The 16,282-nt window shown below is 74.1% G+C and carries 11 protein-coding genes and 1 tRNA gene; 6 read left to right on the top strand and 6 right to left on the bottom strand.

Annotation, left to right across the window (positions count from 1 at the left end; translation table 11 throughout):
* Positions 1-4 precede the first annotated feature (4 nt).
* Positions 5-985, top strand: a complete 981-nt coding sequence (locus ACI1MP_RS04540) for an aldo/keto reductase (protein WP_380332498.1) — start codon at positions 5-7, stop codon at positions 983-985.
* Between the two features lie 28 nt (positions 986-1,013).
* Positions 1,014-3,107 carry a helix-hairpin-helix domain-containing protein gene (locus tag ACI1MP_RS04545; RefSeq protein ID WP_404867772.1) on the top strand — a complete coding sequence of 698 codons (2,094 nt, stop codon included), beginning with the start codon at positions 1,014-1,016 and terminating at the stop codon, positions 3,105-3,107.
* A 231-nt stretch (positions 3,108-3,338) separates the two neighbouring features.
* Here ACI1MP_RS04545 and ACI1MP_RS04550 read toward each other — a convergent pair whose 3' ends face one another.
* Positions 3,339-3,941, bottom strand: coding sequence for a hypothetical protein (locus ACI1MP_RS04550; protein WP_100584738.1), 603 nt, complete (start codon positions 3,939-3,941; stop codon positions 3,339-3,341).
* 353 nt (positions 3,942-4,294) lie between these two features.
* Between ACI1MP_RS04550 and ACI1MP_RS04555 the strand changes: the two genes are divergently transcribed.
* Positions 4,295-4,504: a DUF5703 family protein gene (locus tag ACI1MP_RS04555; RefSeq protein ID WP_043912690.1), complete on the top strand. Its 210-nt coding sequence runs from the start codon at positions 4,295-4,297 to the stop codon at positions 4,502-4,504.
* Between the two features lie 104 nt (positions 4,505-4,608).
* Here the strand turns inward: ACI1MP_RS04555 and ACI1MP_RS04560 are convergent, their stop codons facing one another.
* The 3 genes from ACI1MP_RS04560 to ACI1MP_RS04570 all read right to left on the bottom strand — a co-directional run bounded on the left by ACI1MP_RS04560 (position 4,609) and on the right by ACI1MP_RS04570 (position 7,647).
* Positions 4,609-5,514 (bottom strand): chaplin, encoded by a 906-nt coding sequence (locus ACI1MP_RS04560; RefSeq protein WP_404867773.1) that lies wholly within the window; start codon positions 5,512-5,514, stop codon positions 4,609-4,611.
* Positions 5,515-5,875: 361 nt separating this feature from the next.
* Complete coding sequence (locus ACI1MP_RS04565; protein WP_380332507.1) at positions 5,876-6,118, bottom strand: chaplin; 243 nt, start codon at positions 6,116-6,118, stop codon at positions 5,876-5,878.
* 206 nt (positions 6,119-6,324) lie between these two features.
* Positions 6,325-7,647, bottom strand: a complete 1,323-nt coding sequence (locus tag ACI1MP_RS04570; RefSeq protein WP_043911451.1) for a M20/M25/M40 family metallo-hydrolase — start codon at positions 7,645-7,647, stop codon at positions 6,325-6,327.
* Between the two features lie 248 nt (positions 7,648-7,895).
* Between ACI1MP_RS04570 and ACI1MP_RS04575 the strand changes: the two genes are divergently transcribed.
* Positions 7,896-7,983: transfer RNA gene (locus ACI1MP_RS04575), tRNA-Leu, on the top strand.
* Between the two features lie 215 nt (positions 7,984-8,198).
* Here ACI1MP_RS04575 and ACI1MP_RS04580 read toward each other — a convergent pair.
* Positions 8,199-8,681, bottom strand: coding sequence for a hypothetical protein (locus tag ACI1MP_RS04580; RefSeq protein WP_404867774.1), 483 nt, complete (start codon positions 8,679-8,681; stop codon positions 8,199-8,201).
* 362 nt (positions 8,682-9,043) lie between these two features.
* Between ACI1MP_RS04580 and ACI1MP_RS04585 the strand changes: the two genes are divergently transcribed.
* Together ACI1MP_RS04585 and ACI1MP_RS04590 are read left to right on the top strand one after the other, a co-directional pair.
* Positions 9,044-10,513 (top strand): hypothetical protein, encoded by a 1,470-nt coding sequence (locus ACI1MP_RS04585; protein WP_404867775.1) that lies wholly within the window; start codon positions 9,044-9,046, stop codon positions 10,511-10,513.
* A complete protein-coding gene (locus ACI1MP_RS04590; protein WP_404867776.1) occupies positions 10,402-14,496 on the top strand; it encodes a tetratricopeptide repeat protein in 4,095 nt (1,364 codons plus the stop codon). Before ACI1MP_RS04585 ends, ACI1MP_RS04590 begins: the two co-directional genes overlap by 112 nt.
* A gap of 46 nt (positions 14,497-14,542) precedes the next feature.
* Here ACI1MP_RS04590 and ACI1MP_RS04595 read toward each other — a convergent pair whose 3' ends face one another.
* Complete coding sequence (locus ACI1MP_RS04595; RefSeq protein WP_404867777.1) at positions 14,543-16,267, bottom strand: putative Ig domain-containing protein; 1,725 nt, start codon at positions 16,265-16,267, stop codon at positions 14,543-14,545.
* Between the last annotated feature and the right edge of the window lie 15 nt (positions 16,268-16,282).

The raw sequence follows: 16,282 nt of genomic DNA on the forward strand, positions 1-16,282 counted from the left end.
CGCGATGGAACAGCGACGGCTCGGCCGCACCGGCCTGCGGGTCTCCCGACTCGGCCTGGGCACCCTCACCTGGGGTCGGGACACCGACGAGCACGAGGCCGCCGAGCAGTTGAAGGCCTTCGTGGACGCCGGCGGCACCCTGGTGGACACCGCCGACGTGTACGCGGACGGCGGCGCCGAGTACCTGCTGTCCCGGCTGACGGACGGTCTGATCCCGCGCTCCGAGCTGGTGATCGCCACCAAGGCCGGCGCGCTGCCCGGCTCCCCCCGTCACGACGCCTCCCGCGGCCACCTGTTGAACGCCCTGGACGCCTCGTTGCGCCGGCTCGGCACCGACCACGTCGACCTGTGGCAGGTGCACGCGTACGACCCGGCCACGCCGACCGAGGAGACCCTGCACGCCCTCGACCTGGCGGTGGCCTCGGGCCGGGCCCGGTACGCCGGGGTGTGCCAGTACAGCGGCTGGCAGCTCGCCAAGTCCGCGGCCTGGCAGCACGCTTCGCCCGGCCGCGCCCCGCTGGCCGCCGTCCAGCTCGAGTACTCGCTGCTCCAGCGCGGCATCGAACGCGAGGCGCTGCCCGCCGCGCTGGACGCCGGGGTGGGTCTGCTGGCCTGCTCGCCGCTCGGCCGGGGCGTGCTCACCGGCAAGTACCGGCACGGCGTGCCGGCGGAGTCGCGCGGCGCCGCCCCGCACCCGGCCGGCTCGGTCCAGCCGTACCTGGGCGAGACGTCCCGCCGGATCGTGGACGCGCTGGCCACCGCCGCCGACGGCCTGGCGTCCACGCCGTTGAAGGTCGCCCTCGCCTGGGTGCGCGACCGCCCCGGCGTGTCGGCCGCCCTGCTGGGCGCCCGCACCGCCGCCCAGCTGCAGTCCTCACTGTCGGTGGAGGCGCTTACGCTTCCGGGTGAGATCCGCGCTGCCCTGGACGACGTGTCGGCCCCGGTGCACCGCTACCCGGACCAGGGTTGGACGGAGCTGTCGTAGCCGTCCGCCCGTTGAAGGAGCCTTCCGCATGACCACCCCCGAGGAGAGCCCGGCCCCGGCCGCCGAGCAGCACGCCGGTACCGTCGCCGCCCTCGCCGAAGCGATCCGCGCGGTCGGCCGGAGCGGCCAGAGCGATCCTGACGCTTCGTCCGCCGACGCGCCGCCCGCCGACGGCCCGACCTCCGACGGCCCGACCTCCGACGCCCAGCGGAAGGCCGCGCTGGCGGCCGTCGCCGAGGTGCTGGCGGCCGGCGGCGCGCCCGCGCAGCTGGCCCCCGTCGCGGTCGCCGAGCTCGGCGAGGGCGCGGCCGAGCAGCTGCGCGAGGACCCGTGGGCGGTGCTCTCGCTGCCCGGCGTCCGCCCCGAGCACGCCGACGGCTTCGCCCGCGGGCTGCTCGGCCCCGACGCGCAGCCCGGCGACCCGCGGCGCGCCCAGGCGCTGGTGGCCTGGCTGCTGGAGCAGGCCGCGCTGCGCGGGCACTCCGCGCAGGAGCTCGGCGAGGTGTCCGAGGCGCTGCGCGCCCAGCACGTCCCCGACCCGGCGGGCGCGCTCCAGGCGGTGCTGGAGGACGGGCGGGTGATGCCGTTCCAGGAGGAGCTGCCGATGCCGCCCGGCAGCCACGACGAGGACGAGGAGCCGCCCGTCCGCACCCTGCTCGCCCTGGAGCGCCTCGCGCTGGCGGAGGAGAGCCTCGGCGAGGGCCTGGTCCGGCTGCTGTCGACCTTCACGCCGGGCGAGGACGGCGGGGACGCAGAGCACGCCGAGGACGCCGAGGATGCCGAGGACACAGCGGCCGCCGAGGGCGCAGAGCACACCGGGGACGTCGAGGACGCCGACGCGGCGGACAGCGCACCGGCGGAGCCCGCCGAGGGCGTCGACGCACCGGCCGGGGGCGAGACGGCCGCTGAGGGCCCGTCGGCCGACGCCGCCCCCGTCCAGCCCGGCCCGGCGGCGTGGGAGGCGGCGGCCGCGGCCGCCCCGTCCCGGTCCGCGCAGGAGCTGGTGCGCACCGTCGCCGAATCCGGCCTGGTGCTGCACACCGGCGGCGAGGCGGCCCGGGCCGAACCGGCCGCGCTGCTGCACGCCGCCGCCGGGCTCGGCCTGCGGGTGTGGGCGGCGACCTGGACCGGCCAGGGCCGCGACGCGCTGGCCGCGCTGCTCCCGGACGACTCCCCTGCCGCCGGACGGATCGGCACGCTGGCCGAACTGCTGTACGGCACGCAGCTGCCGCGCGCGGTCGACGGCACCCTGCCGCTGGACGTGCTGGTGGTGCTGGACGCCCCGCTGCTCGACGTGGAGACCGCCGCAACGCTGCTGGAGGCGCTCGCGGACGGCACCCGGCTGGTGCTGTCCGGCGACCCGGGCGGCCTCTGGTCGGCCGGCCCGGGCCGGTTCTTCGCCGACCTGCTGGCCGCCAAGGCGTGCCCGGCGGTGGCGTCCCGCACGCCGGACTTCGGGCCGATCGGCGAGCTGGTCTCGGGCATCGGCATCGGCGAACTCCAGCCGGTGGACGCCCCCGACAAGGAGGTGGTGATCCTCACCGCCAAGGACGGCGGCGAGGCCGTGCACCGCGCCGTGCAGCTGCTCACCGACTCCATCCCGCGCGCGCTGTCGATCCCGTCCGAGCAGACCGTGCTGCTGACGCCGGGCCACGGCGGCCCGGCCGGCACCCGGGCGCTGAACGCCGCCGCCAAGGCCAGGCTGAACCCCGGCCCGGGCCGTTTCGGCGGCTTCGACCCGGGCGACCGGGTGGTGCACTCCCCCGCGCTGGGCGTCAACCTGCCCGCGCGGGTGCTGGACGGCGACGCGAACGGCCTGCACCTGGAGCTCGCCGACGGCGGGCGGCTCACGCTCAGCCCCCAGCAGGCCGCCAAGCTGCGCCACGGCTGGGCGGTGACGGCCCACCAGGCGGTCGGCCGGCGCTGGCCGGCGGTCGTCGTGGTGCTGCCGGAGGACGCGGCCGGGCAGCTCACCAGGCAGTGGGTGTACTCGGCGTTCGGCCGGGCCGAGCGGCACCTCTCGGTGGTCCACGCGGCCGGCCCGGCGCTCGCCCAGGCGGTCGCCGAGCGCCCCGCCGCGCCCCGCACCACCCGCCTGCGGTCGGTCCTCACCGACCAGTAGCCGATCAGTAACCGACCGGCCGCCGGTGCCGGTCGGTGGCCGACCAGCAGCCGGTCAGCGACCGACTCTGGTAGCCGATCGGCCGAAGCACGTCGAAGGGCCCGGGACGACAGGTCGTCGTCCCGGGCCCTCTCGTCGGTGGCGTCCGGTCGCTTCTGGCGTCCGGCGTTTCGGTTTCACCGGCCCGGCGGCACCGGGCCGGTGTCATCCCTCGGACAGGATGACGGTCCGTCAGTCGTCCAGCTCGTCGTCGTAGACCTCGCTGACGTCGAAGCGGCAGATCAGCAGCTCCGGGTCGGCGCCCTCGAACGGCTCGGGGAGCCACTCGCCGGGCTCGGCGGGATCGGTGGCCGACACCCACAACGTGGAGTCGCCCTCCTCCAGGCCGAACTCCTCGGCCCGGGCGGCGATCTCGTCCGGCTCGTACTCGCCGAACAGCACGCCGATCGCCGCGGTCACCTCGGACTCGCCGCCCCCGCCGGGGGTGAGCGTCTCGTCGACCCGTTCGGCCTGGGCACGCAGGCGCTTCGGGTCGGCGATCAGGTAGTCGCGGCGGATCAGCACGCTGATCGCCTCGGGCTGTTCGGGGCCCTGGTAACCGGCCCCCGGCTCGTCGCCCGGGATCTCGAACGGGGTGACCTCGTCGTAGACCTCGTAAAGGATCTGGTCGTAGGCAATGGCGGCCGCCGCGAGCTCCTCGTAGGCGTGGACGACGACCGGATCGCCGGGCTCGGTGGAGCTGGAGACGGCCTGCAGGTGGCGGTCAATGGCGGCCTTGACCGCCTCTGCGGCGGCCCGTACCTCGGTGATGGTCAGCTGCGCGGCATCAGACATGGTGCAGACGCTATCCCCACCTGGCGACGACACGCACAGCGGTTGTCACCTACGGCCGTGAAAACCGGGCAAGTTCACCCTGGATGTCCGATCTGCGGCTTTCTGTCACCGCGATTCCCGGGGGCGCACCGGCCGCCGGGCCCGCCCGAACCCGCCTGATCGGCGCACGCGTCGAACGCGCATCGGCGCGGTCCGGGGCGGGTATCCGTACCGGAAGGGAAAACTGATTGACGGTCAGCTCCGACCCCGGGAAGGCTCGTCCTGCCGCCCGGGACGGATCGGACCCGAACCGGCCACCGGTCGGCGGCGCGCCGTAGGCTTGCAGGCAGCACAGCAGCGGAGGAGAAGTCTTGATTCCTACCAAACCGGTCCGGCTTCCGGAGTACGAGTACCAGTCGCTTCGTCTGCCGCGCGGCACCTCCCGCAACGCCGCGCGCCAACTGCTCACCGACCACGCCGAGTACGGGCAGTGGGAGCTCGACCGGCTCCGGCTGTACCCCGACGGCAGTCGGACGGTCCGACTGAAGCGGCGCATCATCCGGCAGGTCCGCTCCACCTGGTAGCGCGCATGCCCGCGCCCGGGCCGCCCCGTCGCATCAGCGGTGGGGCGGCCCGGGCGCGGGCGTTCTCCGGCGTCGTTCCCCGGCCCGGGGGCTGTCGGTCCGGCTCAGTGGCGGCCGGCGAGGGCCCGGGAGCGGCGGTACAGCACGCCGCCGCCGAGCATCAGGAGCAGGCCCGCCGGGGCGAGGATCTCCAGACCCTCCGCGCCGGTGGAGGCCAGCTGCCCACCCGTTCCCCCGGAGTGGGCACCGGCTGCGTGCGAGCCCGGGGGGGACGTCTGCCCGCCGACCGGGACGACGGTGCGCCCCGGCGGGGTGACCGGCGGCGTCACCGGCGGGGTGACGGGCGGCGTGACGGGCGGGGTCACCGGCGGGGTGACGGGCGGAGTGGTCGGCGGGCACTCGCCGCCGGGCGGGGGGCAGGCCGGCGGCGGCGTCTCCTCGACCGGGACGGGCGGCGTGACCTCGTTGACGCAGTTGTTGCCGAACGCCGGGTTGCCGAGGCCGATCACGTCGATGGTGTTGCCGCACGCGTTGACCGGCACGTCGACCGGCGCCTGCGCCTGGTTCCCCGAGATCACGCCCGGCGAGTTGGCGGCCACGCCGCCGGCCGAGGAGCCCGCACCCGACGTCCCGCCCGCCGACGTTCCGGTCGGGACGGAGCCGCCGGTGTGGGAGCCGGAACCTCCGGTCCAGCCCGAGCCACCGGTGGAGCCCGAACCGCCCGTCCAGCCGGAACCGCCGGTGTGGGAGCCGGTCGAGCCGGACCCGGTGGTGCCGGCTCCGGCTCCGGTGGAGCCCGAGCCGCTGTGGTTCGCGCAGTTGTTGCCGTAGGCCGGGTTGAGCAGGCCGACCACGTTGATGGTGTTGCCGCACGCATTCACGGGGAGCTCCACAGGGACCTGCACCGCGTTGCCCGAGCCGACGCCCGGCGAGTTCGCGGCCACGCCGTGAGCGTCGGCGATGGCGTGGGCGTAGCCCGCGGTCGAGGCCAGCACGCTGCCGGTGGCCATGGCCGTGAGGAGGCCTTTCCTGGCGACCTGTCGCATTGACTCCCCTTGTTTCCTAGTCCGGTGGACTGATGAACCGACTTCCGATGACTTCCGCATTCCGCCAGTCGGGACCGCTCATCGATCCGATAGTCGGAATTCCGTGCCGCATTTGCGGCAGCACTACGTTCAACGACCCTTGGCGGTGAAGGTTGAGCCGGTTGCAGTCAGTTCATCCGATCGGGTGAGGTCTGCCCTATGCCGGGAACCACGACGTTCACCCGGACGAGAAAGCCCACAGGTGCGCCCCACCGATTTTCGCCGGACATGCGAAAACCCCCGCCCGACCCGGAGGTCGTACGGGGGTCCGAATTCAGGGAATCCGTCAGAAGTTCGCGCAGTGGTTGCCGAACGCCGGGTTGAGCAGGCCGATCACGCTGATCGTGTTGCCGCACACGTTGACGGGGACGTGCACCGGGATCTGGATCAGGTTGCCGGAGAGCACGCCCGGGGAGCCGACCGCAGCGCCCTCCGCCTGCGCGCCGCCGTGCGCCGAGGCGACACCCGCGCCGGCGAGCAGCAGACCACCGGTGGCGGCGGCGACGGCAGCGATCTTCTTGGCCTTCATCTGTTCTGTTCCTCCTGGTCGATTCCAGCCCGTTCCCCCGGGCTGCACACGGATGAACGAAGGCCCGGCGCCCGGGTTGCGGGGCCGGGCCGACATTCACCCGTTGAAGTGATCAAGCGAACAGCTGATCGGCATCTCTCACGCTCGACTGCTTCTCATATTTCCCGGATGTGCGGATTTCCTCTCGGATCACGGGTGAGCCGGTCTCAGGCCAGGTCGATGAACCGGTCCAGCACCCGGACGCCGAACTGCAGGCCGTCCACCGGCACCCGCTCGTCCACGCCGTGGAACATGCCGGCGAAGTCCAGCTCGGGCGGCAGCTGGAGCGGTGCGAAGCCGAAGCAGCGGATGCCCAGGTCCTGGAAGGACTTCGCGTCGGTGCCGCCGGACAGGCAGTACGGGACGGCCCGGGCGATCGGGTCCTCGGCGCGCAGCGCGGTCTGCATGGCCTCGACCAGCGGGCCGTCGAAGCTGGTCTCCAGCGCCTTGTCGTAGTGCAGGCTCTCCCGCTTCACGCGGGGGCCGAGCACGCTGTCCAGCTCGGCCAGGAACTCCTCCTCGTAGCCGGGCAGGAAGCGGCCGTCCACGTGCGCGGTGGCCTGGCCGGGGATCACGTTCACCTTGTAGCCGGCGCCGAGCATGGTGGGCTGGGCGGTGTTGCGCAGGGTGGTGCCGATCATCTTGGCGATGCCGCCGAGCACCCGGAGCGTCTCGTCCATGTCCTCCGGGTCGAGCCGGACGCCGAGGGCGTCGGAGAGCTCGTCCAGGAACGCCCGGACGGTCTTGGTGATCCGCAGCGGGAACTGGTGCCGGCCGAGCCGGGCCACCGCCTCGCACAGTTCGGTGATCGCGTTGTCGTTGTTCTCCATCGAGCCGTGGCCGGCCCGGCCCTCGACGGTCAGGCGCATCCAGTGCATGCCCTTCTCCGCCGTCTCGATCAGGTACAGCCGGGCCTGGTCGTTGACGGTGAAGGAGAAGCCGCCGACCTCGCCGATCGCCTCGGTGACGCCCTCGAACAGCTCGGGGTGACGGTCCACCAGGAACCGGGCGCCGTAGGTGCCGCCGGCCTCCTCGTCGGCGAGGAACGCCAGCACCAGGTCGCGCGGGGGCTTGCGGCCGGTGCGCAGCCGGTCGCGGACCACCGCGAGGGTCATCGCGTCCATGTCCTTCATGTCGACCGCGCCGCGGCCCCACACGCAGCCGTCGGTGATCTCGCCGGAGAACGGGTGCACCGTCCAGTCGTCGGCGTTGGCCGGCACCACGTCGGTGTGGCCGTGGATCAGCAGGCCGGGCCGGGAGCGGTCCTCGCCCTCGATCCGGACCACGGTGGAGGCCCGGCCCTTCGCCGACTCGAAGATCTGCGGTTCCAGCCCGAACTCGGCGAGCTGCTCGGCGACGTACTCGGCCGCCTTCCGCTCCCCCGGGCCCGACCCGTCACCGTAGTTGCTGGTGTCGATCCGAATCAGGTCACGGCAGATCTCGGCGACCTCCGACTCGGCCGTCACCGCGCGCTCGCTGCCCACACTCATCGCTCCCACCTAGTCTCGGCCCGCCCGGCGCGGCTGCGGCCCGCGCCGCCCCGACCCGGCCGGGAGCCGCGGGCGCCATTCCGCCATCCTCCCCCAGCACCCGCCCGGCCCCAAGGGCGCACCCGTCCGCACTTCCCGGTTTCGAAGCCCCGAACCACCCCGCCGCCCCCGGTTTTGGGTCTACCAGGCGATCTTTGCTACTGTTGTCCATGTCAGCGCGGGGGAACACCCCGCAAAGACAACACCCCGTCCGGGTGGCGGAATGGCAGACGCGCTAGCTTGAGGTGCTAGTGCCCTTTATCGGGCGTGGGGGTTCAAGTCCCCCCTCGGACACCATCGAAAGGCCCCAGCTCAGCTGGGGCCTTTCGCGTTCTTCGGCAGTCGCACGACCAACCGCATGACCAACCGGACCCCGCGCGTGTGGTCTTTCCGCTCACCGGCCGAATGATCTTCCGGCACCCCGAGCTGTCCCGAGCGCGGGCGACGCAACGTGCGCGTCGGTCGCCCCATGGGTCGGACCGGCCGGCGAAGGGCACCACACACGCTCGCTGTCAGTCCTGGGCCTTGCCCGGCGGCGGGGTGGGAGCGGGCACTCCGACAGTCACCGGTCCGTCGATGCGCATGGCCGCGACCGACCCGGCGCCCGTCGCGTTGATGGTCACGGGGCCGCCGACCGCGATGCCGTCGCCGCTCGCCGACACGCCGGCGGAACGCTCGGCGTTCTGCACTGCCTGCACGGCCGCGAGGAGCGCAGCGGCGAACTGCGGATCCTGCTCCGCCCTGTCGTTGAGGCTCAGTGCGAGCCACTGCCGGGTGTTGGCGGAGAGGACTGCGGTCTCGGCCCCGGCCTCCGCGACGGCTTTGGTCAGAGCCGGATCCTGTCCGAGCTTGGTGGTCACCAGGTCGTGGACGCGGTCCATCCCGGTCTCCAGCACGCGGTCGACCTCGCCGTCCGCCCGGCCCGCGACCAGCCGCGCCTTGCGCACTGCCCACGCGAACACGTACCCCACCGCGATCTCCACACCCGGAACCACGAAACCCCCTCGAAGCGGACCCGACCACGTGCAGCAGACCGTACCCCCGATCGGTCGGCTCCACCGTGATATCGGCCATCCTGCCGGCCTTGTCAGGCGTTCGAGCGCCAGGCGGGGCCCGGGCAGCCCTGACGGCATTCAACTCGCGTTGCGCGGTGGGCGGTTGGGAGCTCCCGTGGCCGCCGGGGAGCAGCTGGGGTCGCGGGGCGGCCGAGCCACCGCGGCCAGGTCTCCTCGCGCCCGGTGCCGCGCCGTTCCCCGCATGGTGGAGCCCCTCCGGGGAATCCGCCGTTCCGGCCCGGCGGCGATCCCGGCCCCGCTACTGTCTGACCCACTGTCAGGACGCTTCGGGGGGTGGTCCGGTGGCGGACATCGAGCTGGTGGTCGGGTATGTGGTCGCACGGATGTCGGGCGTCGTCGACCCCGGTCCGAGCGAGGCGGCGTCCCGTCTGCACGAACTGGTTCACGGCCGCCTCGACGGGGCTCCCGCGTGGGAGCGGGCCGTGCAGGACGCTGCCGGAGCGGAACCGCTCCCGAACGGCACCCGGATGCGGCTGGTGATCGCGCTGAAGAACGCCGTCGCGCAGGACCCGGAGTTCGCCCAGGAGTTGACGGCGCTGGCGGCTCGACTCGGCACCGCTCCGCCGCAAGTACGCCCCGGGACCACCCCACCGGCACCGCAGCCCGCCACCGCCGTGCGGACGCCGCGTTCCGGCCCGGCAGCGCCGCCCACCGCGAACCGGCCGGAACCGCAGGGCGGCACTCCGCCGCCCCCGGCTTCGGGGCAAGTGATTGTCGCCGCCGACCGCAGCGTGGCGGTGGGTGAACTACGAGGAGACCTCAACTACACCCTCCAGGAGGCGGCACCGGGCCCGGTCGAGTGGCCACTGGCGATCGGCCGGCCGCCCACGCCGGAGCCGTTCGCCCTGTCCCGCGACGAGGTCGGGAAGGAGTTGGCGAAGGCCCTGACCGCACACCGTTCGGTGCTGCTCAGCGGGCCGGGCGGGGTCGGCAAATCGCACGTGGCGGCGGCGCACGCGCTCCGGGCCACGGCCGACGGGACGGCCCTGCTGGTGTTGTGGGCGGACGCCACCGACGGGACGTCACTCGCCACCTCGTTCGCGCATGCCGCGTGGAAGGTGCTGCCCCGGCGGAAGCCGACCGGCCTGGAGGCGGACTCCGAGGCGTTCCTGGAGTGGTTCCGCACCCCGGGCCCGTCTGCGCTGGTGGTGCTGGACAACCTGTCCGATCCGGCGCTGCTCGCCCACCTCCTGCCGCACAGCACCGCCGACGACCGTCGAGTCGTGATCACCACCCGGCTGCGCGGGTCCTCCACCAGGTCGAAGGTGGGCGCCGTCGTCAAGGTCGAGCCGTTCACCCCGGCGGAGTCGCTGACGTTCCTGCGCGGGCGGCTGGCGGCCTCGGAGCACCAGGACCCGGCGGGCGAGGAGCACGGCGGCGCGCTGGCCGAGCTCGCCGCGGAGCTGGAGCACCTGCCGCTGGCGCTCGGATGTGCGGCGACGGCGCTGGCCGAGGAGGGCGAGCCGGTCGCCGCTTACCTCGATCGGCTGCGGCAACGCGCCGCCGGCCTGGACGACATGCTGCCCCCGGACCCGACCAGTGGCGCCCCTGCGGTGACCGCCGCGCTGCTGCTCTCGCTGGACGCGGCCGGTCGGCGCCGGCCGACCGGCGCGGCCGGACCGGCGCGGCCGGACCGGCGATGCGGCTGGCCGGCTGCTTCGAGCCGACCGGGCATCCGGAGCGGTGGTGGCGGGCGGCGCCGGTGCGGGAGTTGTTGCTCGGCCAGGGCGCCGAGGACTTCGGCGGGGTGAGCGGGCAGGGGGTCGGCATGATGGCCGTGCGGAGGCTGCACGAGTACGGACTGCTCACCCACGACCGGGCGGCCGAGCCCCGGGCGGTCCAGCTGCCCGCACTGACCGCGTGGGCCTCCCGGGAGACCACGCCTCCGCAGCTGCGGGCCGCGCAGCTCGCCTGCGCAGCCACCTCCGTGGTCGGCCCGTGGCCCGAATTCGACTACACGGAACCCGACTTGGAGGAGGTTCTGCGGGCCAACGCGGGCGCCCTGCGGCGTCACTTCGGCAACCGGCTGTACGAGGTCCCGGACGGCCCCGCGTTGCTCACCCGCTTGGCCCGCAGCATGGCCTCCGCAGGTCTGCTCCGCGAGGCGGAGCAGCTGTGGAAGGAACACACCGCCGCCTGTGGGGACGTACTCGGGCCGGACGCGCCGGACACGGTCGAGGCCTGTTACTGGCAGGCCGAGACGGTGATCGCCGTCGGCCGGCCGGAAGAGGGCCTGGCCCTCGCCGAGGCGGCCGCCGAGCGTGCACTGCGTACCGCGGGCCCCGCTTCGGAGGCCCATCTGCAGGCCCGGCTGATCGCCGTCCGGGCAGTGGCCGCGACCGGGCAGTACGGTGCTGCCGCCGAGCTTTCGGCCGAGCTGGTCGACGCGGCGGCGGCTGCCCTCGGCCCGGCCCACAAGGTCGCGTTGGCGGCCCGGTTGGCGGCGGCCGAGGTGGAGCAGCTGAACGGACGCCCGGAGGCGGCCGCCGCGCACGAGCAGGCGGTCCTGGACCAGGCGGGCGCTCCCGCACTGCGGTCCGCGGAGGGCGAGCTGCAGGTCGAGCAGTCGGTGCTGATCACCCGGTTCACGCTGACCGGTGATGCCCGCGCCGCCCACGTCGCGGCGTCCAGGCTGCTGAAGCGCCGCGAGCACCTGCACGGCGCCGACCACCCGGTGGTCGCCATCGCCCGGACCGCCGTGGCGGGCGCCGCGTTCGGCTGCGGCCGGTACGAGGAGAGCCTGGCGCAGGCGACCTGCGCCGCCGAGGCGCTGTCCGCCGCGGTCGGCGGCCGGCATCAGCTGCAGCTGGAGGCGAGGACCGTCTCCGCCCTCGCGCTGGTCGCGCTCGGCCGTCCGGCCGACGCGGTCACGGTTGCTGCCGCAGCCCACGCGGACGCCGTCGCCGACACCGGTACCGACGGCGTCGCCGTCGGCCACCTGCATCCGGCGGCGCTGGACTGCGCCGCCACCCTCGCCACCGCACTGGTCGCGGCGGGGCGCCACGTCGAGGCGGTGCCGCTGCAGGAGCACGTCCTTCGGGCGCGTACTGCTCAACTGGGGGCGACGCATCCGGCGACCCTGGCCGCCCTCGCCGACCTCGCCGCGTCGCGCCGGCTCGAAAACCGCCTCGACGAAGCCGAGCGGATGCTGTGCGAGACGCGCGACGCGGTCGTGGCGCAGCGCGGCGCGGAGCATCCGCAGGCGCTGACAGCACGTCACAACCTCGCGCTGATCCGGTCGGCGCAGGGCCGGGACGCGGAGGCGGCGGCGGAGGTCGCGGAGGTGGTGCGGCTGCGGTCGGAACTGCTGGGCGCCACCCATCCGCACACCCTGACCTCACGTCAGAGCCTGGCGTTCATGTGGTCCCGCACCGGTCGGATGCTCGACTGCCTGACCGAGAGTTCGGCCGTCCGGGCCGCCCAGACCACCGCCCTCGGGCCGAACCACCCGAGCACGCTGAACAGCCGCAACAACGAGGCGCTCGCGTTGCACGGCTGCGGGCGCACCGAGGAGGCCGTCGAGGCGCTGCGGGCCGTCGCCGCGGACGCGGCCGACGCACTCGGCCCGAACCATCCGGCCGCGCTGACAGCCCGGTCGAACCGGACGTCCCTGCTGTCGAAGCTCGGCCGGCACGAGGACGCCCTCGATCAGGCCCGGGGCCTGGTGGAGCACGCCGCGACGCTCGGTGGGCCGACCGATCAGCTGGTGCTGATGCTGCGCACCGGGCTGGCCCGGGCACTGTACGAGGCGGGCCTGGCGGACGAGTCGCTCGCCGAGCACGAGCGGCTGCTGGCCGATGTCGAGGCGGCGTTCGGCCCTGACCATCCGCAGGTGCTGACCGCCCGCAGCGACCTGGGCAAGGCGCTGGTCCAGGCGGGCCGACTCGACCGAGCGATGGAGACGGCCGCCGCGACTCTGGACGCCACGATCAGGCGCTACAGCGAGGACCATCCGGAGAGTCTCACGGCGGCCGTCAACTTCGGCGCGGCGCTGCACGCGGCCGGGCGGTTGGGGCAGGCGGCGATGGTGACCGAGGCGATCGCGGAGGCCACCGCCCGGGTGCACGGGCCGCTCGCACCGGCCACCCTGCTGGCCCGGAGCAACCTGGCGGTCGCGCTGAGCGGGATCGGCCGCACCGCCGAGGCGATCACGCTCGGACGGGAGGTCCTGCGGCACTGCACCGAGCTGCTCGGCGAGCGGCACCCGGGCACCATCGGCGCCGGAGCCAACCTCGCCGCGGCCCTGCACCAGGCCGGCGAGTTCACGGAGGCTCTGGAGGTCGGCGGGTCGGTGGTCGCCGCCGCCGAGGAGGTGCTCGGCCGCGAGCACCCGCAGACCCTGGACGCCGTGCTCAACCAGGCCGTGCACCTGTGGGCCGCCGACCGCCGGCCGGAGGCCGTCGAGCTGGAGCGACACGTCCTGGGCCTGCGGGTGCGCGCACTCGGCCCCGGGCATCCCGACACCTGGCTGGCCCGCAACAACCTGGCGCACAGTCTGTCCGCGCGTGGCGACTGGGCGGCGGCCGCGGAACTGCACGGCCTGAACGCCGAACTCGCCGCCGAACTGCACGGCCCCGACCACCGGTTCGTCCTGGACAGCCGCTGCCACCGGGCACGGGCGCTGGGGTCGGCCGGGCAGGCCGCCGAGACGCTGACCGAGCTCGCCGCGGTGGTCGCGCGGGCCGACGCGCTCGAAATGGAGCCGGCAAACCGTTCGAACTACCGGCTGCAGTACGCCCTCGCGCTGGACGAGGCCGGTCGGGTCGCCGACGCGCTGGAGCTGATGCGCGAGGTCGCGGCGGAACTCGCCGCACGGATCGGCGCCGAGGCGCGGAAGACCCTCACCGTACGGTCCAACATCGCCTTCTTCCTGGGTAAGCTCGGCCGTCCCGACGAGGCGCTGACGCTCCAGCGCGAGCTGCTGGAGATCCACGAGCGGCTGCACGGGCCCGAGCACCCCGACAGCCTGGCCGCGCGGGCGAGCCTCGCGGCGGTGACCTTCCAGGCCGGCCGGTTCGCGGATGCCGCCGCGCTGCTGGCGCCCGTCCGAGCCGTGCGGCTGGCCGCGTTGGGGCCCGATGATCCGCAGGTGCTGACGCTGACCGCCAACCTCGCCGCGGCCCGTTCGCGGGCCGGGTTCGCCGAGGAGGCGATCGAACTGGAGGCGGACGTCCTGGCGCGGCGGGCGCACCTGTTGGGGGCGCGGCATCCGGAGACGTTGTGGGCCCGGTCCAACCTGGCGGCCAGCTGCCGCCGGGCCGGACGTACCGCGGAGGCCGTCGGGCACGCCCGGCAGGCTCACCTGGACGCGTTGAAGGCTTTCGGCGCCGACCACCCCACCACGCGGCAGGTCGCCGTCGGCCTGGCCGACGCCCTGCGCGCCGACGGCCGGGCCGCGGAGGCTGCCGTGCTCGCCGAGGCGGAGTGGTCGACCGCGCTGGCCGAGGGAGCGGCGGGCGGCCCGACCGCTGTCCAGGCCTGCACCGTGCTGGCGCGGACGGCCCACGCCGACGGCCGCCCCGACCGGGTCGCCGCACTCGTCGCGCCCGCCCTCGCCGCCGCGGCGGACGGCCTGGGCCTCGACCACCCCGACGTCCTCCTGCTCCGTCACCTCTCCGCCCTCGCCACCGGGTCCGCGACGGAGGTCGGCGAGGTCCTGGCCGCCCTCGCCGCCGCTCTCGGCGACCGGCACCCGTCGTACCTGGAGGCGGTCCGACTGGGCGGCGCGGGCTGAACCGGCCCCGGGCCGGGTGGGGCCGGCCCGGGGGGCTGGTGGGGGGTCAGGAGACGTTGAGGGTGATGTCGTCGAGGACGAAGGAGGTCTGCTTGGTGTAGTCCTCGGCGCCGGTGAACTTCAGGGTGACGGTCTGGCCGGCGTAGGCGGCGAGGTTGAAGGTGCGCTGCTGGTAGCCGGCGGCGGCGTTGACGTTGGAGTAGGTGGCCAGGGTGGTGCCGTTGGCCGCGACGGTGAGGGTGTCGAAGACGGTGGTGGTGGAGGAGGCGCTGTCGATGTGCAGCCAGAAGCTCAGGTTGTAGTTGGAGCAGCCGGTCGGCAGGGTGACGGTCTGGGCGAGGGTGTCGGTGTTGGTGGCGCCGTAGCCGTCCAGCCAGACGTCGTAGGTGCCGCTGTGGGCGGGCTCACTGGTGCTGCTGTTGATGGTGCTGGCGCCGCCGCTGTTGGTCTCGGTCCAGCCGGAGGTGGAGCCGGTCTCGAAGCCCGGGTTGGTGATCAGCTGGGCGGGAGTGCAGGTGGTGCCGCCGCTCGCGGCGACCGTCCAGGTGAAGGTGGCAGTGGCGGACGGCCCGGTGGAGTCGGCCGCGGTGACGGTCACCGTGGAGGTGCCGGCGGTGGTGGGCGTACCGCTGATCAGGCCGGTGGCCGGGTTGACGGTCAGTCCGGCGGGCAGGCCGGTGGCCGCGTAGCCGAGGGTGCCGCCGGCGGTGTCGGTGGCGGACAGCTGGAGGCTGGTCGCGGTGCCGACGGTCGCGGTGCGGGCGCCCGGGTTGGTGAGGGTGACCGAGCCGGTGTTGCCGGTGGAGCCGCTGCCCTGGGCGAGCCACGCGGTGGCGTTGAGGGCGAGCGCGGCGTCGGTGCCGGCCGGGTCGTTCCAGCCGTTGTACAGGGTGTTGCCGCTCTGGCCGGTGCCGTCGTCGATCGGGGAGGAGTCGCCCCAGATCGCCACCCGGCCCTTGCCGAAGGTGGAGGTGGCGAACGCCGCGCCGGTGTTGCCGCTGTAACCGGTGCGGTAGACCAGGCCCTTGACGTTCGGGTTGTCGGCCGGCTTGAGGGTGAAGGTGGTGCCGTTGCGGATGATCGAGCCGGTGACGGTGCCGAACGGCCCGTTGATCACCGGGTCGGAGGTGGAGGAGATCGCCCGCGGGTTGTCGGTGGTGATGTTCAGCAGGTCGACGGAGAAACCGAACGGGTCGTTGTTGTTGACGCCGTTGCTGGTCAGCAGGTCGTTGATGATGGCCGGGGAGTCCCAGCCGTCGTTGTTGCGGTCGCTCTGGGTGTGGTCGGAGATCAGGAACAGGCCGCCGCCGTTCTGGACGAACGTCATCACGGCGGTCTTCTCGGCCGCGCTGAGGCGGATGTTGGGCTCGGGGATCACGAACTCGTCGAAGTTGGCGAGGTCGAGCGCGCCGCCGGTGCCGTAGGTGATGGTGTTGCCGGCGGGCAGCGTCTTCAGGCTGTAGTTGCCGGTCTTCTGCAGGGCCACGCCCCAGGCCGAGAGGGCGCCGGTCCAGCTGGTCTCGGTGGTCGGGTTGGCGTTCTGCGCCAGCGGGTCGGGCTGGCTGGTGGAGATGATCCAGTCCGCGTTGCCCGCGGTCTCCGCCTTGGTGTTGTCGAACAGCACCCGCTTCGGGGTGGCGGTGGCGGCCGCGGCGGCGGTCTTGGGGGTGGCGGCGGTGGCGTGCTGCGGGACGGCGCTCGCACCCGCTGCGGCCACCAGCGCGGCGGCGGCGAGGGCCAGCGGGCGGGCGGCCTTCCACGTTCTGATCATCTGTCAATCTCCTTG

Origin of the sequence: Kitasatospora griseola, assembly GCF_044999035.1 — a bacterium.
In the GTDB taxonomy this organism is placed as follows: Bacteria; Actinomycetota; Actinomycetes; order Streptomycetales; family Streptomycetaceae; genus Kitasatospora; species Kitasatospora griseola.